This is a genomic window from Paenibacillus vandeheii, assembly GCF_030433635.1.
GTDB classification, from domain to species: Bacteria; Bacillota; Bacilli; order Paenibacillales; family Paenibacillaceae; genus Paenibacillus; species Paenibacillus vandeheii.
Map to the genome: position 1 here is coordinate 108,679 of NZ_JAROCD010000017.1, position 21,021 is coordinate 129,699.

Here is a 21,021-nt window from a genome sequence, read left to right on the forward strand (position 1 = left end):
CTTGTGCCTTCTCTCAGAATTAGAAATTAAAATAAATAAACGGATTGTAGGTACCTTTGACCAGATACGATACACAGATCAGGAATAAAACGATGATCGTGAGCGGATAAGCTAGTTCCAGTGGTTTGCTGAAACGTGCGCCATCAACCATCAGTTTGTTCATCCGGGTGGCGATTGGCATACAGAACAGAATACCCAGAATGAAGAAGAGCGCGTATTCCTTCAAGAACATCCAGGTCGTATCGCTCCAGAATCCATTGCCGTACAGTCCGAACATGTTGCCCAGATAGTTGCCGGCTTGCAGCAGATCCGGTGAACGGAAGATCACCCACCCGATGACCACAATAAACATGGCATAGAGATGCCGCAGCGGGTTGAAGCGAGTTCCTTTATCAAAGTTAGAAATTTTCTCCAGCGCAATGAATGCGAAGTTTATCAATCCCCAGACTACAAATGTCCACTCCGCCCCATGCCATACGCCCGTCAGTCCCCAGACGATGAGCAGATTGCGAATCATTTTATCCTTGTTGGTGACACGTGATCCTCCGAGCGGGAAATAGACATATTCCTTGAACCAGGTGCCCAGCGAGATATGCCAGCGGCGCCAGAATTCGGTGATGGAACGGGAGATATATGGATATCTGAAGTTCTCTTCGAATTTGAAACCGAACATGAGGGCGAGACCAATTGCCATATCGGAGTACCCCGAGAAATCAAAATAAATCTGCAATGTATAGGCGATGGCCCCAAGCCATGCCAGACTCGCCGGAATATCCGAGGTGCCGCCCATGCTGAAGATGTGATCTGCAACAATCGCCATGCTGTTGGATAACAGCACCTTTTTACCCAGACCAACAATGAAGCGGCAGCAGCCCAGTGCGAACTTGTCCCAACTTTCCTTACGGTTGACCATCTGATCTGCAATTGTGTTATAGCGCAGGATTGGTCCGGCAATGAGCTGAGGGAAGAAGGAGATATACAGCGCGACATAAAAGAGATTTTTCTGCACAGCGCCATGTCCGCGATACACATCGATCACGTAGGAGATTCCGTGGAAGGTAAAGAAGGAGATACCTAAAGGTAACGCGATATTCGGGATACTTAGGCCAATGTCGGTATTCTCGTTCACTATCCGCAGCGCGAAGGCCATATATTTAAAAACAAACAGCATACCCAGATTGACGATAAGCATCAACGTAATGATGGTGTAGGCGGCATTCCGTCGTTCCCTGAATTTGTCCACGAGCAGGGCGAAGATATAGTTGAAACAGATGGAAGCCAGCATGATGAGGACAAACCACGGTTCACCCCATGCATAGAAGAAGAGACTGGCAACAAGCAGCAGCATGTTTTTGGCCGTTACCGAGAATTTCAGTATGTAATACAGCCCCAGCACAAGCGGCAGGAAATAAAATAGAAAGATTACACTGGAAAAGAGCACTGCCTTTCCTCCTTGAGGATCATATAAGGGAGCATGTTGTATCTATTGATACAACATGCTCAAGTAAAACAGACACCCGCATCTCAGATTCGGGTGATCTGCCAAAGTCATTTTACATGCGAAAAGGACGCCTTGCTTGTCGAGCTTCCCGGGAACGCCGCTTTAGGGAGCCAGAATTTTTCCGTTGTCTTCTCCACAGCCAGTAGAGAATGAGTCCATGGATTCCGGCAGCTGTTAACAAGAGTCGAATAAACCATCCCACCGATGTTTTCATCAGTGGGTCCGCAGGGCTGAGCACCTTGGTAACTTCAGATGGGTCAGGAATAGAGCGCGGGGTCCCGTCTTTCTCCTGAACATTCATGGCCGTGGAGCGATCCAGCATGATGGTGGTTGTCAGATTCCATTTGCCATTCACTAGTGCACGTATGGTCGCTCGCTCAGCATCGACATCGGTATGGAGCGTCAGTAGTCCATCCGGTGTGATAGATACTCCCTGCACAGGGCTGTCGAGCTGGAATTTTATATCAGGCGTTTCTTTTGAGGTTGATTGAACACCGTATTGGACAATGGATTCCCCGGCTACGGGCTTCACCACACGCTCGTCACCAGTCAATTGCAAGGTGGTCAGATCATTCTCCACCACCGCTTGCTTCCTGGATATAGGTTTGATATTGCCGATGCGGAAGTTCAGCTTGGTGTTTTCGGGAGTTGTAGTTGTAATGCCCCAGCCAATGACTTTGCCCAGGTTCGCCTGACCTGCCGTGCTGGCCTTGTTCTGGAACATAAGGCTGGAAAAGGGGATACGGATCTGTCCGACAAATCCCGGTTCCAACTCAATCAGACCTGATACCGGGTGAACCAGCTCAGCCTGCCCGGTTGATTTCTCAACAACGATGACGTTTCGATCATCAGATACAGTTAGGGAGAGTTTATCCGATCGAGTCAGTACGATATTAAGAGGCAGCTTTCGGTCCGATTCATTGCGGATGGAGAAGGTCAAGGCCCCATAGCCTGACCAGTCTCGATTCTGCAGCTCATAGACGTAGGCCGAATAGTATCCTTTTTTGAGTCCCAGCGTTGAGCTCTTAATCTGAATACTGCCTTTGTTATCAATGCTTGCGTCTACCTTGGCTCCATTGTTCCATTCATGGAGTGTAGTCCTGCTTACCTTGAGCTGCTCAGCCTGAACAGCCTGAATCGGATACACGCTCCATAACACAGTTAAACTGGCAACAAGGGTCAGTTGTTTCCACTTTTTGATCATGCTTCACTTGCCTCCGCTCTATAAATAAGCCATCTCGTTCAATTCGTCTGGTGAGAAATTGTTTTTGCCTTGAGATGTAGGGCCTTTTTTGCCCTGGTGGATATGTTCCTTATTCCACTGTTTCAGCAGTGCTTCCAATGTCGGCATCTGATGGTTGCGAGCAATATCACGAATATTGGTCACACGGTAAAGGTCCCCTCGTTTGTCACGCAGGGATTGTACCCACACGCATTCCAGTGAGATATCTTCGCCAAGCGGAAGTTGGATTTCATTGACCAAATCATGATTTTCCATCTCCACCAGAACGAATTCATAGTTGAAATCCAGCAAGGTCACGTTTCCATGATCCGGTGCTTGCAATTCGCGATTTAGCGCAATCCGTGCCAGCTTCCGGTTGGACATGAATTCGTTCTGACCCCGACGCACAAAATTCAGACGAATGTCTTCAAATGTACTGATATCCTTGTCCAGCTTCTGCGGCAGCGTAGGCTCGCGATCATAGATAATATGCAGCAGCTGGCGCTGCTCTTGTTCCGTGATCTCCTTGACGGTAAAAGCAAATTTCCAGCGCTTTCCGATGGAAGCGACATGCGCCACCTTGCCTGTAAACTCGCTTGAATATCGATCATTCACCAGTTTAATGCCAATCTCGATATCACTTGGAATGTACTTCGGTGTATCTAGTATAACGGAAATTCCGCCTTCCGAGAGATCGTTAGTGATGCAGGAGATGGTCTCCCCCTCCGTTGTGAGCGTGCAATCCACTGCAGCCATTGTGCGCTCGTGGTTTCGGAATACTTTGCGTCCAGCCAGGAAGAAGATCGACATCATGATGTTATAGAAATTAATCAATAACCAGTACAGCACAACGAGGAAACCAATCGTGCCCTGACTGAATGTCCAATGAATGCAATTCACGATTCCGATTATGGACAGCACCGCCAGAATCAGATGGGGAACCATCTGTTTAATTTGATAGTTCCGATCATTATTTTGCGCTCCGTCTTTGCGGGTAACGACGAATTTGTTCATCGTGATGCCAATGGTCTCCAGAATGACGGCCGGCAGAAGGGATGGGAACAAAATGGTCTCATATACATTGGTCCATTTGGTGGTCCGAATATTGCCGGATAGCATTCGCAGACAGGTGTTGGTCAACAGATACATCGGCAACCAGAACACAAGGATTTCCAGAATGGTACATTTCACAACCAGAACGCCAAACACGGCAAACAATATGGGTGACATGATGTACAGCAACCGTTTTAACCCGGAGTACCAGTAGGTAATGGAAGAGATATAGTTCAGCTTTTGGGCAAAGCTAAGTCCTTTCTTGAAAAGAAGGTTCATCTTTTTGCCTGTCTGGATACAACCGCGTGCCCAGCGCTGGCGCTGTTTGATCAGACTTTTCAGATCACCGGGAGCAAGCCCGGAGGCCAATACTTTGTTGGTGGCGAAGCAGCGATACCCTTTGCTCTGCATCTCAATACCGGTAGCAAAATCCTCTGTAATGGAGCCAGTGTAGAAACCGCCCACGTCTTCCAGGGCCTGTCTGGAGAGTACAGTATTTGTTCCCCCATAGATGACGGAGTTGGATTTGTTGCGTCCTACTTGTACGTCCCGATAGAAATAATCCTGTTCATTCGGTATCCGGTTCTCGGAGTACAGATTGTACTGGAATTGATCTGGATTATAGAAGCTCTGTGGTGTCTGCACAAAACCGATTTTTTCTCCGGTCAGAAAGTAGGGAACGCACGACGTCAGAAAATCATGCTTCGGAATCATGTCGGCATCAAAGGTGACGATTAGCGGGGAGGACGTATGCTTCATGGCATTGTTCAGGTTACCCGCCTTGGCGTGTACATGCTCTGTTCGCGTAAGGTAGTTAATGCCTAGGTGCGCCGCCAGTTCCCGCATCTCGGGACGGTTAGAGTCATCACACAGATGGATATGTACTTTGGAGTGATCAGGATAATCCATGTTCAGACAGCCATTAATCGTTTTGAACAGTAGCGATGTGGGTTCATTATAAGTTGCGATAAATACATCCACATCCGGATATAGGGCTTCGTCAACAATAGGAAGTGTAGGATATTCGAGCCGGGTCATATTGTAAAAATGGACCGCCAGTTCGAACATACCTATAAGTTCGACAATGAGGAGGGCAAGACCTGCGGTCACGGCGAGAGGACCATGTCCGAAAGGAATAGTGAAGAATGTACGCCAAAAGACGTAAATACAAGACATAATCACAGTAGCCGTGACAAGTATCTTGTTGCGTGTACTTAAGTAGTTCAAGTGAATACCTCTTCCTGATTTTTCTGAGTAGTGCCGCCTATCGAAATAAAAAGAATGTGATCATTGTACTAAACGATTCTGAACAAATTCTGAAAAAAAAGATAGGACCTCAGTAAATATAGAGCCATCGATTTAATTTCCAATGGGTAATTTTGTCGTATCATAATAATTATTGTAGTTATTTGTCGAAATTTACGCAATATGTTTATTTGTTTTTTTCGCAAAGATGAAAACGGAACTTCAATGTGATCTGAAAACACAAAAATGACGAGCCCAATGTGCAATGTCATTAAGTTAAGTAACTTAGTGATATTGCCCCAAGGACTCGTCATTTCTGTTTTAGTCTTTTGCCATTGTGATCTGCAAAAGCATATATTCAATTCAAACTTAGTCAGAGATGTTACGCGTATAATACTCAATAATATCCTTGCGACGGATAATACCGAGGAAGACACGGTCCACATCCACCACAGGCACAAAGTTTTGATCTGCTGCCAGCGTCAGCATATCCTCCATTTCGGCCTTAATAAAGACACATTCATTATATACACGGTTGTCGATCTCGTGCACCTGAACCTGATCCATCGTTTCAAATGTCAGTCCGGGGGTGCTCCGCATTTTCCATAACAAATCGCCTTCGGACAGGGTGGCAACATATTTTCCATCCTGGTCAATCACGGGAATGGCGGTATAATGCTGCAATTCAAGCTGCTCGATCGCATCTTTCATGGAAGCGGAAGACTTGATATAGGCCACTTCGGCTTTGGGGAGTAAAAAATAGCTGATTTCCATCATCGGGCTCCTTTACTGTAATTTCACTCTCCTTATTTAAACATATTATGTGAGCTTTCGGCTATTTTTAATGATAAATTCGTCAGATTTGTTCCATTGTTTAATTGAGGCTGGAAATCTATAGTGTATATTAGAGGTGATATGATCATGAAATCGAAACGTAAAATTATTTATGGACTGCTTCCCATCTTATTTGCTGGTGGAATCGGAATGTACTTATACATGCAGAATAGCAAAACAGAGGAAGTGAAACCCCAGGCAACCGTTGATCAATACATAGCGCATTTACAAAAGAAAGAATTCGATCAACTGTATCCCTTGATGACGCCTGCTTCATTGAATGAGTCTGGCATGAACCGGGAGCAATTTGTGGAAAAATACAACGCGATTTATTCGGGTATGGAGGTTTCTGCGGTTAAGGCAGAATTGAAACCGAAAGTAACCGAATCGACGACATCGGACAGCAGTGAAAATAAAAATCAAAACCCGGATGTCTATGAGGTGGACTACAGCCTGCAACTAACGACCTTCCTAGGGGAAGTGAATGAGACACATACATTGAAACTGGTACGTGAAGAGCTTGAGGACGGAGCGAAAGTCTGGCGAATCAACTGGAAGCCATCCATGATTCTGACCGACATGGTCAAAGGGAGCAAAGTTCGGGTGAGAACGCTTTTCCCGGAACGTGGAGACATTGTTGATCGTGAAGGGCTGCCCCTAGCAACAAAGGGAAATATGTATGAATGGGGGATCATACCTGAGAAGCTGGGAGAAAATCCGGACACGATGATCGCCCGAATTGCGGAGCATTACAAAGTAACAGCAGATATCATTAACACTGCACTTGCACAGAAATGGGTGAAGCCGGAATATTTTGTTCCCATTGCTTCTACAGAGGACTCCAGGGTACCTGCAGCACTGGCTGGGGTGCAAGTTCAATCCAAGGAAATACGGTATTATCCGCTTGGAGAGGCTGCCGCTCATCTGATCGGCTATGTTCGCAAGGCCACCAAGGAGGATCTGGAGAAAGATACGGAAGGCTATTATCGTGCGGAAGATTGGATTGGCAAAGCCGGACTGGAGCAATCACTGGAGAAACAGCTTCGCGGCGAACGAGGTGGCCTGATCGAGATCACCGATGATTCTGGAAACACTCGCTCAGAGCTTATCCGCAAGGATGCAGTGGATGGACAGAATATTCAACTGACGATCAGCTCCGAGCAACAGCGTAAGTTGTATAAGACACTATCCAGTGGTGGTGATGCCGGAGCGATGGTGATGATGAATCCAACGGACGGTAATCTGCTGGCACTGGTCAGTGCGCCTTCCTATAATCCAAACAAGATGGTTACGGGACTGACACAGGCAGAGTGGGATGCTTATTCAGCAGATGAGAAGCTTCCTTTTATCAACCGATTCACGAATCGCTATGCACCAGGCTCAACCTTCAAAGCCATTACAGCAGCGGCAGGTCTGATGGAGAAAGTTACCACAGCGGAGAAATCACATGAGATATCGGGACTGCAATGGCGTAAGGATGAGAGCTGGGGCGGTTACTATGTGAAGCGTGTAAAAAGTGTATCCTCGGTGAACATGGTTGATGCGCTGGTCTACTCGGACAATATTTATTTTGCGAAGGAAGCCGTCGAGATGGGCAGCGCCAAGTTTATTGATGGTATCCAGAAGTTCGGTTTTGGAGACAATTTTGGACTGGATGAACTGTATTTGAAACCGAGTCAGTATGCGAACGAGGCTCATCTCGATCTGGCATCCGAGGTGCTGCTCGCTGACACATCCTATGGACAAGGAGAAATGTTGATGTCGCCAATCCATCTGGCCTCGTCTTTCACCCCTTTTATTAATGAAGGAAAAATGGTGAAGCCTGTATTGATACAGGAACAGGAAACCACTGAACCGGTAGTTGTGATCACGCCTGAGGTTGCAAATACGGTCAAGGATGCACTCGGTCAGGTCGTGACCCGTTCGGGAGGAACGGCTCATTCCTTGAATTCACTTTCTGAAGGATTGGCGGCCAAGACAGGAACTGCCGAGCTGAAGGCCAAAAAGGGAGAGAAGGGACAGGAGAACGGTTTTGTCGTGGTGTTTGATACGGATTCACCATCCTTCCTTATAGCCGCGGTTATTGAACAAGTGAACGGACGAGGTGGCAGTCATCATGTGTTGGATAAATTAAAGCCGTTCCTGGAGAAAAAGGGAGTCACGCAGTAATTTGGTACTATATACGATGATCCAAATAGTATTTGAAAAGCCCATCCACCATTCATGTTACCAAAATGGTGGATGGGCTCTTATTTTTGCCTTTATGTTATAGATTTATTTCCGGGCAATCAGCATAAAACGTGCCGAGTTCGTTCGAATCCCTTTATCGCAGCGATTTTGCTTGACGAACTGTTGGAAACACTCAAAGTCGGATTCCCTCTCACCAAAACCGGGAATGATCGGTGCATGGGTCAGAAGGAATAGCAGATCATCAGGTGTGGCGTAATACTCCGTTGCATTATATTCCCGAACCTGAATATCTTGAAAACCTGCTTCGCCAAGTTCATGTTTGTATCGTTCCATCAATGTGCCTGGTTGAACGCCCAGTGACTGTCCACGGTCAAAGGCCCCTGAGATGTTACATTTATCGTTTTCACTGACTTGCTGAGTAAGGAATATACCCCCATCTCCCAAAACTCTGTATACTTCTGTAGCGCAGAAATCGCAGTGTCTGGAGAATACCACATTAAAGAATTGATCTGGAAATGTCAGTTGCTCTGCATTCATATGCACAAAACGGACATTCGACCGAGAACCGGATGCCTTGAGATTACGTTGGGCAGTTTCAATCATGCCATGGGAAAGGTCAATTCCAACCAATAACAGTGCGGCATGCGCGATGGAAAGAACAGCTTCTCCACCACCTGTGCCAATATCAAGCAATAGATCAGACGGTTCGGTGCAGCGTGTAACTTCCTCGTAAAAGTTCCATCCAATGTCTTCTGAAGTCACGTTCAAAGAGCTAAAATCCCAGCCATTCAATTGGCCTATGCGTTCGTAAAAAGCAGTATAATCCATTTTTTCCTTCATTATAAGTTTCCTCCAATGTGAGTTCTTCATTCTAGGCAGATGTTGTGCGAAATCGTTACGATTAAATGCCGAACAGACTCAAAAGGGCAGACGTATCCCCTGATAGCTGGTACGCGTTTTGACCCAGCCCGACGACTAATTACTTCGAACGATACGAAATAACATCCGTTTCACCTCACAGTTGGAATACTTCCATTATACACCACAAATATATGGTGCAATTTACCTTTTTGCTATATGATAAGTGTCGATTCATGTAATAAAAGCATAGTATACATACGTTCTTTTTGATGGAGGGATTAGGGTGTATTGTCACGTATGTGGGACCAAAAGCAGTCCAGGGGACAGCACATGTAGAAAGTGTAGAACGAATTTAAAAGACTCAGGCTCTACAGAAGAACAGATTTGGGCAGAAACAGCGGTTGGTCTGGAAAGTGGAACGGGAAAAGCATTAGATCAGTTATCCAGACAGCATCAGTCTGCACCGAAGCAGAGCAACACGCCACAAGGTCGAGCATTTAGCTGGATTATTCCACTGCTTTTGGCAGCGGTGATGGGTGCTTTGCTGACGTACTATTACAAACAGGAGATGGGTATTAATTCAGAGGTGAAATCGCTGCATCAACAGGCGGAACAAGCAGCCCTGGAAGGTAAGTATAAAGAAGCACTTCAGTTGCTGGACACCGCTTTAGCGAAACGGCCGAACTATAATGCACTTGTACAGGATCGCCAAATTACGGCGAAGGCGTTCAATCTGATGAATCAGTTAAATGAGGCGTCAACAAGTCTGAAGACAGGAAAGCTCTCCGCAGGAGACAAAACCATACAGGCTGTAGCCAAAGTGCTGAACGAACGGGAAGAACCCGTTTTTGCCAAAGTACGTGCCACATTAAACAACAGGAAGGTCACGCTGGCTGTACTGAAGGTGAAAAAGGAAATCGATAGTCTGACCACGGTAGAGGCACTTGCCGAGAAGCTGGATACTGTATTGAATTTAAAAGGCAAAGAAGCAGAGGCGGTTCAGAAACAAATTATCGACAAGATGGCTGGCCTTAGCTATAAGCAAGCTGAACAGCAAGTGAAGAAAAAGGATTTCACAGCAGCTTTACAAACTGTGGATCAAGGGTTGTCCTATGCGCCGGAAAATGAAAAACTCACTGCGTATCGAGAGAGGGTGCTCAGTGAGAAAAAGGCGTTTGAAAAAGCGGAAGCAGAACGAATTCAATTGGCGGAGCAACAGGCTGCGGAGGAAGATCTCAAGAATCGAACGGCCGCAGTAAGCATAGTGAACGTTGACGCTACGCTCGATATGTACGGTGACCTTTATATTAGCGGTTCATTGATAAACAATGCGACCCGGCCGATCTCCTCCGTCACTGTCATGGTCGACATTTATGGCACTGATGGTAGCTATCTGGGTCAGACTTATGTGGATGTGTATCCAAGCTGGCTGGATGTGGGGGAAGAAGGTTTCTTTGAAACCTATTATTATGGTGTGTACCAGGAAGCGGAAGTCTCTATTGTGAATGCAACGTGGTATCTGGAATAGGAGGACAGGTTGGAATGGCCAAACGAACATGGAGTACGATCATATCCAGTGCAATCATTATTAGTGCTGGAGCAGGAGGCGTGTTCTGGATACATCAACATTCAGCAGATCAGTTGCAGGATGGGCCCAGACTGGCAGTTGTCGCTGCGAAGGAAACAGAAAACGTGACTGCGACGATGGCTGCCAAGGAACCTGTGAAGAAGACACGCAAACAGATCATTGAAGAGAGCCAGAAGAAAGTGGTTACGATCGAGAGCAGCAGTGGATTGGGCTCCGGCTTTCTTTATAATGATCAGGGGGATGTGGTAACCAATGCCCACGTGGTGGAGGGCTCGAAGGAAGTAACGATTCGAACCCTGAATCATGAGGAGTATAAGGGAACCGTTATCGGGATTGGAGAAGAGACGGATGTTGCTGTCGTCAGGGTGCCTGATCTGAAAAAGATCAAACCGTTATCCATTGCCAAATCCAAAGCTGAGACCGGAGATGAAATTCTGGCGCTGGGCAGTCCACTTGGGCTAGAGAACACCGTAACCACAGGGATTATTAGTGGTGTAGGCCGTAGCTTTGAAATAGCACCTTATATTTATAGCAACCTTTATCAGATATCAGCTCCCATAACCCATGGTAACAGTGGTGGACCACTGATTAGTGCGGAGACTGGCGAAGTACTCGGCATCAATTCAGCTGTGGTGGAGCAGGAGGGTGGAATTGGATTCAGCATCCCTATGACCAGTGTGCTCAAGCAGGTCCAGACGTGGTCCAAAAATCCCTCCGGCACAGCAGCGGTTAAGACGGCAGGGGATACGAATTCAGGATCAACCTCAGCAGCATTGGAAGCAGAGGCACTGGTGACGGACTTTTATACGAGCCTGAATCTGAGCGATTATGTCACCGCCTATGCATTGCTCGGCAGCGAATGGCAGAGCGGGACAACGTATGCGAAGTTTCGCGAAGGGTATATCAATACGAGCTATGTAACTATCGGTAATGTTTCCTCTACAACCGACGGAAATAAAGAGATGGAAGTGACGGCGGTCATTACAGCAGATGAGCGTAGAGATGGCGAGTATGTAACAACGAAATATAAGGTTAAATATCAGGTCGGATATGAGAATGGCCAGTTGAAAATATTGCATGGTCAGGGCAAAAAGATGAAATAAAGTGTAGGAAGGGAGTTGGCCAATTGGCCGGCTCTCCTTTTTGATTGCTTATGTTCGAATCATCTGTTAAAATACAGAACGAACGTTCAGTATGCAAGAGGTGGAGTGAAATGTATGAGTATGAATAAAAAGCAACTACAAACCGAGCAGACCAAGAAGAAACTTGCGGATGCCTCAAGAGCCCTTTTTGTGCAAAAAGGCTATAAAGCAACGTCCATTGAAGATATTGTGGCTGCGACGGGCAGCAGTAAAGGCAATATATATTACCACTTTAAAAGCAAGGAAGGTCTGTTTCTTTACCTGATTGATGAATGGGATCGGGAGTGGGAGGAGAATTGGGCAGCCAAGGAACATCTGTATCATACTTCTACGGAGAAGATTTACGGCTTGGCGGAACAATTAATCCTTGATGACATGAATCACCCACTGACGAAGGCGGCAGATGAATTTTTTACCGGTGAGAAGAAAGAAAATGATATTGAAGAACGAATAGCTTTAATGTTTGAGCGGCATATTCAATTTAACAAACAATTGGTGGAACAGGGAATTGAGAGCGGGGAATTTAAAGCAGACAACGCAGACCATCTAGCGCTCATTCTTGAAAGCACCATTATTGGTCTCAGTCAGCTGTCGCGCGGCATGGAGCCAGAACAGGCTCTTGCCTTATACCGCCAGGCGGCTAGCGTATTCTTGTATGGAATTGCAAAAGATAAAGATTAAGGCAACATTTTGACAACTACGGAGGATGGAATCATGGCATTACTTACACGGAACAGGGGCGCATTGCTGCTGTTAATGTTTAATATTTTTCTCGTTTTTACAGGCATAGGTCTTGTTGTGCCTATTATGCCTGCGTACATGGATCTACTGCATATCACCGGGTTCACCGTTGGTTTGCTGGTAGCAGCATTCTCCTTCACGCAGTTTCTGTTTTCTCCACTTGCGGGTCGTTGGTCTGACATCTTGGGACGTAAAAAAATTATCGTTGGCGGCATGTTAATCTTTGCTGTATCCGAGTTTATGTTTGGTGCTGTGAATGCACCAGCACTTCTCTTCGCGGCCCGGATGCTTGGCGGGATCGGCGCAGCGATGATCTTCCCCGCGGTTATGGCGTACACTGCAGATATTACAACAGAGGAAGAACGCGGTAGAGGTATGGGATTAATAAATGCCGCAATTACTACAGGATTTATCATCGGTCCGGGGATCGGCGGATATATCGCGGACTTTGGTATTCGGATTCCTTTCTATGCTGCAGGTATTGCGGGTTTGCTGGCATCCATCATTACGCTGATTATTTTGCCGGAATCAACCAGAATTACTGGAGAGCAGACCAAACCTGTCGAGGGTGCAGCGAAGGTCAAAGGTCCGGGCATGGTTTCCCAGCTGCTGCGTTCGTACCGTGAGCCCTACTTTTTCAGTTTGGTCATCGTATTTGTTATGGCGTTTGGCTTGGCTAATTATGAGACGGTCTTTTCTCTGTTTGTGGATCACAAATTTGGCTTCACCACCAAGGATATTGCATTCATTATTACGTTTGGTTCCATTGCGGGAGCCGTGGTGCAGGTCTCATTGATTGGCTGGCTGTTAAACCGATTTGGTGAGAAAAAAGTCATTTCGGTCTGCTTGCTCTTTGTGGCGGTATTTGTATTGTTAACCCTGTTTGTAAACACATACTGGATGATTTTGGTTGTTACATTCATCGTCTTCCTGGGCATGGATATTTTGCGTCCGGCAATCAGCACGCAGATGTCCAAACTGGCGGAAGAACAGCAGGGTTTTGTAGCTGGGTTGAACTCAGCCTATACAAGTTTGGGCAATATCGCAGGTCCAATTGTAGCGGGAGCACTATTTGATGTGAATATTAACTATCCTTACGTTTCGGCAGCTGCCGTTCTGGCAATCTGTTTCCTGTTATCTTTGCGGGTGTTAAGAGGAGGGGAAACTGCTACTAAGGTCAATGTGATGAAATAATTGTCTTTTAGGAATGATTTCCCATAATGATTGTTGTGGAGATCTCTCCGAATCCTGATTTATTTTACGCAGGCGATGCGCTATACTGATGGCGTGGGGGGATTACCTCCATTTTTGCCTGATAGGGTTGTTAACTAACGCGAAGGAGAGAATCTCACTTGCAAGAGAAAGCCAGTTATAAATCAATAGCGCTTGATATTGCTCAGCGAATTGTTAGTGGGGAATTTTCCAAACAAAGCAAACTTTCCGGACGTTCACTGTTAGCCGGCCAGTATCATGTGTCGCCAGAGACGATCCGCAAAGCCATGGGGTTATTGAAAGATGAGAATATTGTCTCTGTATCTCAGGGAAAAGAGATCATCGTACTCTCGGATCAGAACGCGCTTGAGTATATTACACGTAATAATTATTTGAAATCCACATATTCCCTGAAACATGATTTGCAACAATTGTTATTGGAGAGAAAAGAGACAGATCGCAAATTTGAAACATTACTTACTCAAATTATTGAAGCGTCTGATCGTCTTAAAAATCTAAAGCCTTATCATCCAGTCGAAATCACAATTGGTGAACAGTCACATGTCGTTGGCAGATCTATAGGGGACTTGCAGTTCTGGCAGCATACGGGTGCAACCATTATTGCATTGAGGAGAGGGACTGAAGTAACCATATCTCCTGGCCCCCATGTTATTTTGCGTGAAGGGGATATCGTGATCGCTGTTGGGAACGAAGGGATGTATGCAAGAACGGAGCAGTTTATTAATCAGATAGAAGACCAGATTCCATTGGACTCTGAGAAGCTATAACTTTTCCGCTCAATAAAGCAAGGCGTGTACTGATCATTAGCAGAATAAGCAATTATCGGCTCCTTGCAGGTAATTACAATTGAAAAGCAGATGGAATCTTTAGAGATTCCATCTGCTTTTTTTGGTGTGCGCCCAGCTTGGAACGATAACTTGACGGTACTGATTTTAATTCCCCTTGTGTTTCTTAATGCGATTCATATGCATCTGCTTCATTCGGGGATTCAAGCAAAGTCGAGTAAAGTGCCAGTATTCATTTAGTAAAGATCAACTTACAACTCTATTTTGATATATGGGTTGTCAGTTTGAAGATGGTCTGTTATAGTTTTTAGATACACAGAAATAATATGGGGGTTATTTATGCTAAAATTTGAACATGTTTCTAAAAAATACAGTAACGGATATCATGCGGTGAAAGATATTGATTTTGAAGTAGAAGCTGGAGAGATACTTGTCTTAATTGGACCCAGTGGGTGTGGCAAAACAACAACCATGAAAATGATCAATCGCCTGATTCCCAATACTTCAGGGAAAATCTACATCCACGGTAAAGATATATCGCAGGAAAACCCCGATACACTTCGTAAAAACATCGGTTATGTTATCCAGCAAGTAGGATTATTTCCTCATTACACGATTGAAGATAACGTTGGACTTATTCCGCAGCTCAAAGGTTGGGAAGCGGGGAAAAAGAAAGAAAGAGTGCTGGAGATGCTCCGCTTGGTAGGGTTGGACCCTACTGTTTATGCCAAAAGATACCCCAAACAGTTATCGGGTGGACAACAGCAGCGTGTTGGAGTAGCCCGGGCATTGGCGGGAGATCCGGAAATTGTACTGATGGATGAGCCCTTTGGTGCACTGGACCCGATAACACGCGAACAGTTGCAAGATGAGCTGCTAAGGCTTCAAAAAGAAGTGAAAAAAACGATTGTTTTTGTCACACATGACATGGAAGAGGCGCTCAAACTAGGTGATAAAATCGCGATTTTGAAGGATGGCGAATTAGTGCAATTGGATTCACCTGAACAGATACTAAGTCAGCCAGCCAATGAATTCGTTGAAGGATTTATCGGCAAAAATCGGATTTATCAGAATCCCGAATACATTTCAATCACGGATGTTATGCGGGATAATCCCACTACCTCCTATCCTGATCGTACACCGGGAAAAGCTCTTGCATTCATGAGACAACGCAAGACCGACACTCTACTTGTTAGCGATGAAACTGATAAACTGCTTGGGATTGTATCTGCCTATGACCTCGCCGCCAAGATGGAGGGCATCCGTACGATTGAAGAAATTATGACTTGGCCTCCTGTAGTGCTAGAAGATACTGCGACTGCGAGAGATGCACTGGCGTTAATTACGCAAACAGCGCATGGTGTTATCCCGGTAACGACAGTAGAAGGTAAAATCGTCGGCATCGTCACCCGTAGCAGCTTGTTAACTGCCTTTGCCGCAAAATGGGTGGGAGATGAGGAGGAAACATCATGAGAGATCGTTCATTGTGGGAACAAATGAAGCAGCAGTTTAACAGTCGTGGAGAAGAACTGTTACAATCGCTGGGTGTCCATATCCAGTTAGTCTTCATTTCAATGTTGTTGGCTATTATCGTCGGTATTGCCTTGGGGATCTTGATATCCCGTATTCAAGGATTAAAAGGAATCACACTGGGAACGGCTGGTATTCTGCAGACGATTCCAAGTCTTGCGATGCTCGGATTTATGATTCCTCTGTTTGGGATAGGCATCAAAACAGCGGTAGCTGCTCTGTTCTTATATTCACTATTACCAATCATCCGTAATACGTATGCAGGCATCGCCGATGTAGATAAGTCGGTTGTTGAAGCGGCAAGAGGAATGGGCATGAAAAGTGGACAGATTCTGTTCAAGGTTCAATTGCCATTAGCGATGAGTGTCATTATGGCGGGGATTCGAACAGCAGCCGTTATTAATGTAGGAACGGCTACCCTTGCTGCATTTATCGGTGCAGGTGGGCTTGGCGAATTTATTTTCCTCGGCATTCAACGTAATATTGATGCTCTTATTCTAATGGGGGCCATCCCGGCTGCGATTTTGGCTTTGGTTATTGATTATTTACTCGGACTGTTGGAAAAGGTGACGACACCTAAAGGACTGAAAGTTTAAGCTTGGAATCTCCGCTAAAGCCTTGCGAATTCCAACTATAGTTAATCACGATATCAAGATTCAAATAATCTGGAGGTATTTATAAATAATATGAAAAAAACTGGACTTATTTTTGCGCTACTTGCTTCTGTTAGTATTATTCTTGCCGCATGCGGTGGGGGTAAGAGTGGGGAAAGTGGAGCAGCGAGCGATAAACAGATTACTGTAAGCTCGAAAAATTTCACGGAAAATGTAATTATTGCGCATATGATGGCAGATCTAATTGAAGCGAAAACAGATATCAAAGTGAAACGGACAGTAAATCTGGGTGGATCAAATGTAGTATGGAATGCATTGAAAAATGATGAAGTTCAACTGTATCCTGACTACACCGGGACTATTGTAGCCAACTATTATCAGGAGGAAACCGGAACGTCGGAAGAATCTTTAGCCAGAGCTAGAGAGCTTATCAAACAGGAAGGTCTTTCTTTCTTGGAACCATTTGGTATAAATAATACGTATACACTTGCGGTAACCAAGGAAACGGCGGATAAGTATAAACTTAAAACGCTGAGCGATCTGGCTAAAGTATCGGATGACATGGTGCTTGGTGTAGAATTCGAATTCCTGGATCGGGAGGACGGATATCCTGGAATTCAGAAGCTCTATGGTATGAATTTCAGAGAGTCTAAAGGAATGGATCACGGTATCATGTATCGGGCAATTGAAAAGGGAGAAACGGATGTAACCAATGCTTATGCTACGGATGCACAGATTAAAGTGCATGATCTTGTTATCCTTGAGGATGATAAGGAGTTTTTCCCTCCATATGACGGTGGACCGGTCATTCGGCAGGACACGTTGGATCAATATCCCGAGTTGGAAGATGTACTGAACCTGCTCAAGGGCCAGATTACGGAGACTGAAATGCAGGAGTTAAATGCACAAGTTGACGTCGAAGGACTTAAAGAAGATGATGTCGCTCATGATTTTCTGGTTAAAAAAGGTCTGATCGAATAGAATAAAGAGACCTGACTGATTATTGGGGTGATAACATGAGTAAAGTAAAAGGTAAAGGCGGCACCGGCCGTGGTACTGGCAAAAAAGGCTGGAATCGCTGGCAGGCCGCAGCCAATCGGGCAAAAAGTGCCCCGAAGCCTTATAAAAGTAAAGGCACGAAGAAGAAGGACGATACCGAAACTTCAAGTGACAAGTCCGAGTAAGTGGCACTTGGAGAAACCAGAGGCGTTCATGGCAAAGAGATCTGACCTACAAAAGGACAGGTCTCTTTTTGTATGTGTGCCCAGCATGAGTGCTGTCTTTAGGATTGAATTCCCGAATGGCGCTGTGTGCATGCAGACGTTCAAAGTGGATAAAGGCTCAATCCCTCGCGAATCGCTTTTTTTACATAAGAAAAGCCAAACTTAAACGGCAGCTTCCAACATTTAATTGGCGCACCGGTTAAATTTGGCTTGAATCCATAGGAATGATTAATAAAAGTGATTCAGTTTGCTCTTACTTTGAAGAATGAAATCAGTTCCTGCAATTGGCCTGATGCAGCCGAGAGTTCATCAGAGGCCGATACAATGGAAGCCATGGAGGCCTCTTGTTCCGCAATGGATTGCTCAATCTGTTTACTGCTATCTGCTGCTTTGCTGACGCTGGCAGACAATTCATCCGCAGTAGCCGACATTTCCTGTGTGCTAGCGGATATTTCTTCGGTAGAGCTGGAGATATCCTGAATTTGGTTCGCGACTTTGTTCGTAGCTGTCAGAATATCCTCGAAGAATTGGCCTGTTTCCAAAGTGACTTGAGAGCCCTTTTCGACTTCTTGGGAGCCAAGCTGCATAGCTTCGGCGGATTGAAGGATATCGCGCTGAATTTCGTCAATCAAGGTACGGATCTGTTTGGCTGAGCCCTGGGACTGTTCAGCGAGTTTACGTACTTCCCCCGCGACAACCGCAAAACCTTTTCCTTCCTCACCGACACGAGCTGCCTCAATGGAAGCATTCAGGGCGAGCAAATTAGTCTGTTCCGCAATCTGCGTAATCATATTTACGATGCTGCTAATTTCGTTAGAGCGGCTTTCCAAAGATTGGATAGATTCGGACGTATGTTTCACAGCACCGGAGATCAATCTCATCTGCTCAATAACTTGTTGCATAATCTCATGGCCTGAATTAGAACGTTGTTCCATGCTTAATGCTTCATCCGCTACATCTGCAGAACTGCTGGCAATCGTCTGTACAACGGTAGACATCTCAGTCATCGCTCGTGCACTTTCCACGCTGGCTTGATCTTGAGAGCGAAGGCCCAGGGAGATATCCCGGATATTACTGCTGATCATCTGGATGTTATCATTATTTTTTTCGGAAATATCTAATAATTTCTTGGATGAATCAGAGAGATGAAAGGATGTCGTTTGGACTTTGAACATCGTGTCATTAAATCGCTGAATCATCGTATTGAACTTCTGATTAATAATACCAAGGTCATCCCGGCCAGTTTGGATGGATACATCCAGGTTACCTGAGCTTGCTGCCTCAATGCCTTTCATGAGTTCACGGATTGGCTTGAGTGTTTTTTTCAACAGAATGTACTGTAGTACCATAAACAGAATAAGAAAACCTACAAGGAAAATACTACTATATGTAATCAGTTGATGAAGTCCTTTTGGAACTGCACTTGCATCAACATCAAAGTAAATGGCGGCATAGATGGCACCTTCCGCATTCTTGATGGGATACATGATCGTTGTCCAGGTACCGTAATCATCGGTATAAAAGCTGCTGAAACCGGGTTCGCTATCTACTTTCATACCCTCAAGGGCTTCAACAATTTGTGAGGACAAAGGGTACATTGTGCCTGCTGCCATATTGCCTTCCTCGAAGGACTCTACCAGACTGGTAGGAATTGCGATAATCGAAGTCTCATTTCCCTTTTCCAACTCAGTCCCAAAAATATAAGCTTGGGCGATGTTTGGATAGAGCTCGTGAATTGAATCCAGATAGTCTCGAAGAACCTGTTGGGCAGGTCCGGAATAGTTTTTCTCTTTTGCCGCTTCAAGAACCTTGCTTGAATCCAGATCAGCAGCCCATTTCTGCGTTGTTACCTCGGCTTGATCATATAACTGTTGAATCAAAATGCTTTTTTGAAACTGGTATCCGGCTGTAATTAAAATAACGCCAATTAGCGTAATGCTGCCGAATGAAATAACGAGATTTTTTGCAAAGAAAGGAAGAGTACTCCACCGTATCTTATCTAACAACATCATTCACTCCTTTTCTAGTTTTGACCATCTGGATGCGTATTCGCTCTGCGTGTGGTGCTTTGTATCCATGTGATATATCGTACTAGGGCTAGATTAATATTAGTGTTAGGGATGAAAATGATGCTTTAGTACCAAGGTTTTTCAGAATGTTTCTCATTTATTACATTATTGTGTTCATAAATGAAAAATGCGCAAATCCCTTACGTCAATTCCTTATAGATTGAGAAAATTGATTACCAGAATTATATAGTGGATTCATTTTGATGAGTAAATTGTTGCCTAATATGTATATACATAAAGGAAAGAGGGATTTATATTGAAATAAAGATATGCGCATATATGAAATGCATTATTACGCAAAAATGACTTGAAGGAGATTTAGCGAATCGACGGGATTACTGAATAATATCCTATTACAAGTAGGATAGGCTGCAACATATAGATGAAACTAACTTCAAGATTAGTGACATTAATGAAGAAATTTTTTTCGGCCTTGCGAGTTCAACTATGGATTGGAGCTTACGGATTGGGATTACATTAAATGTAGACTTCCCTTAAAGCTGATAGCGGATCTCAAGAGATATCGTTAGATTAACAACAGCTGAGGTGCAGTTGTAATCAAAAGTCATTATCAGGTAGAGAGGCAGAGAGAATAGGGTTTGTTGTATTATTAGCGAATCAGAATAAAGTGCAGGTAGACTTTCAGCGCCCGAGGATTGAATTACTGGTATAAAGCTGTAGCGTAAAACAACTAAATAAAGTGAAAGAAAATTTATTTAATTACATGTTGTAATTAGGAAGAGAACATGATATATTATTAATCCGGCCAAGAAAACACGAGAAACATGGTGCGGCAAGCGAAACAAATAAGCTTCGAAAGAAACTTAAAAAAAGAGCTTGCAAAGTTGGTGCGGACGTGATAATATATAAGAGTTGCTGAAGAGAACAACGACAGCAACTGAAACAAGTTTGATCTTTGAAAACTGAACAACGAGTGAGTAACGATCTTGCTTGCAAGATCGACGCTGAGAAATCGGTACACGTCTTCGGACCGTATGATTTCGAAGCGAAATAAATGAGATTTTTAATCTCGTCAGTTTCAAAATGAGCATATCGCTCTTTTCAATACCACCGATGATTTTCATAGCTTCTAACGATGCTTCTGAAATTCATCTTTATTGGAGAGTTTGATCCTGGCTCAGGACGAACGCTGGCGGCATGCCTAATACATGCAAGTCGAGCGGAGTTGA

The 21,021-nt window shown here is 44.8% G+C and carries 16 protein-coding genes and 1 rRNA gene; 11 read left to right on the forward strand and 6 right to left on the reverse strand.

The annotated features are described in order from the left end of the window. Positions 1 to 19: 19 nt before the first annotated feature. From P5G61_RS27650 to P5G61_RS27665, 4 genes are all read right to left on the reverse strand, one after another. Positions 20 to 1,441 carry an MBOAT family O-acyltransferase gene (locus P5G61_RS27650; protein WP_301249453.1) on the reverse strand — a complete coding sequence of 474 codons (1,422 nt, stop codon included), beginning with the start codon at positions 1,439 to 1,441 and terminating at the stop codon, positions 20 to 22. Between the two features lie 112 nt (positions 1,442 to 1,553). Beyond that, positions 1,554 to 2,705, reverse strand: a complete 1,152-nt coding sequence (locus P5G61_RS27655) for a hypothetical protein (protein WP_301249454.1) — start codon at positions 2,703 to 2,705, stop codon at positions 1,554 to 1,556. An 18-nt stretch (positions 2,706 to 2,723) separates the two neighbouring features. Then, positions 2,724 to 5,003, reverse strand: a complete 2,280-nt coding sequence (locus tag P5G61_RS27660) for a glycosyltransferase (protein WP_301249455.1) — start codon at positions 5,001 to 5,003, stop codon at positions 2,724 to 2,726. A 387-nt stretch (positions 5,004 to 5,390) separates the two neighbouring features. Further along, positions 5,391 to 5,795: a CBS domain-containing protein gene (locus P5G61_RS27665; protein WP_024631266.1), complete on the reverse strand. Its 405-nt coding sequence runs from the start codon at positions 5,793 to 5,795 to the stop codon at positions 5,391 to 5,393. Between the two features lie 147 nt (positions 5,796 to 5,942). On the opposite strand from P5G61_RS27665, the gene pbp4 reads away from it, so the two are divergent. After that, positions 5,943 to 8,024 carry a penicillin-binding protein PBP4(5) gene (gene pbp4, locus P5G61_RS27670; RefSeq protein WP_301249458.1) on the forward strand — a complete coding sequence of 694 codons (2,082 nt, stop codon included), beginning with the start codon at positions 5,943 to 5,945 and terminating at the stop codon, positions 8,022 to 8,024. 105 nt (positions 8,025 to 8,129) lie between these two features. Here the strand turns inward: pbp4 and P5G61_RS27675 are convergent, their stop codons facing one another. After that, on the reverse strand, positions 8,130 to 8,885 hold the full coding sequence (locus P5G61_RS27675; RefSeq protein ID WP_301249460.1) for a class I SAM-dependent methyltransferase: 756 nt from the start codon (positions 8,883 to 8,885) through the stop codon (positions 8,130 to 8,132). Between the two features lie 304 nt (positions 8,886 to 9,189). Here P5G61_RS27675 and P5G61_RS27680 point away from each other — a divergent pair, with 304 nt between their 5' ends. The 9 genes from P5G61_RS27680 (at position 9,190) to P5G61_RS27720 (ending at position 17,723) form a co-directional block, all read left to right on the forward strand. After that, positions 9,190 to 10,434 carry an FxLYD domain-containing protein gene (locus P5G61_RS27680; RefSeq protein ID WP_301249462.1) on the forward strand — a complete coding sequence of 415 codons (1,245 nt, stop codon included), beginning with the start codon at positions 9,190 to 9,192 and terminating at the stop codon, positions 10,432 to 10,434. 14 nt (positions 10,435 to 10,448) lie between these two features. Beyond that, entirely contained in the window at positions 10,449 to 11,597 is a 1,149-nt protein-coding gene (locus P5G61_RS27685) for a S1C family serine protease (RefSeq protein ID WP_301249464.1), read from the forward strand. 120 nt (positions 11,598 to 11,717) lie between these two features. Continuing rightward, positions 11,718 to 12,317 (forward strand): TetR/AcrR family transcriptional regulator, encoded by a 600-nt coding sequence (locus P5G61_RS27690; protein ID WP_301249481.1) that lies wholly within the window; start codon positions 11,718 to 11,720, stop codon positions 12,315 to 12,317. 33 nt (positions 12,318 to 12,350) lie between these two features. Further along, positions 12,351 to 13,571 (forward strand): MFS transporter, encoded by a 1,221-nt coding sequence (locus tag P5G61_RS27695; RefSeq protein WP_301249466.1) that lies wholly within the window; start codon positions 12,351 to 12,353, stop codon positions 13,569 to 13,571. A gap of 158 nt (positions 13,572 to 13,729) precedes the next feature. After that, positions 13,730 to 14,377, forward strand: a complete 648-nt coding sequence (locus P5G61_RS27700) for a TrkA C-terminal domain-containing protein (protein ID WP_301249468.1) — start codon at positions 13,730 to 13,732, stop codon at positions 14,375 to 14,377. A 357-nt stretch (positions 14,378 to 14,734) separates the two neighbouring features. Further along, a complete protein-coding gene (locus P5G61_RS27705) occupies positions 14,735 to 15,868 on the forward strand; it encodes a betaine/proline/choline family ABC transporter ATP-binding protein (protein WP_301249470.1) in 1,134 nt (377 codons plus the stop codon). Beyond that, on the forward strand, positions 15,865 to 16,521 hold the full coding sequence (locus P5G61_RS27710) for an ABC transporter permease (protein WP_301249472.1): 657 nt from the start codon (positions 15,865 to 15,867) through the stop codon (positions 16,519 to 16,521). Before P5G61_RS27705 ends, P5G61_RS27710 begins: the two co-directional genes overlap by 4 nt. A gap of 90 nt (positions 16,522 to 16,611) precedes the next feature. Then, positions 16,612 to 17,520 carry a glycine betaine ABC transporter substrate-binding protein gene (locus P5G61_RS27715; RefSeq protein WP_301249473.1) on the forward strand — a complete coding sequence of 303 codons (909 nt, stop codon included), beginning with the start codon at positions 16,612 to 16,614 and terminating at the stop codon, positions 17,518 to 17,520. Between the two features lie 35 nt (positions 17,521 to 17,555). After that, complete coding sequence (locus tag P5G61_RS27720; protein ID WP_301249474.1) at positions 17,556 to 17,723, forward strand: DUF3934 family protein; 168 nt, start codon at positions 17,556 to 17,558, stop codon at positions 17,721 to 17,723. 281 nt (positions 17,724 to 18,004) lie between these two features. Here the strand turns inward: P5G61_RS27720 and P5G61_RS27725 are convergent, their stop codons facing one another. Next, positions 18,005 to 19,768, reverse strand: a complete 1,764-nt coding sequence (locus P5G61_RS27725) for a methyl-accepting chemotaxis protein (protein ID WP_301249475.1) — start codon at positions 19,766 to 19,768, stop codon at positions 18,005 to 18,007. A gap of 1,178 nt (positions 19,769 to 20,946) precedes the next feature. On the opposite strand from P5G61_RS27725, the gene P5G61_RS27730 reads away from it, so the two are divergent. Beyond that, a 16S ribosomal RNA gene (locus tag P5G61_RS27730) occupies positions 20,947 to 21,021 on the forward strand; the annotation flags it as partial.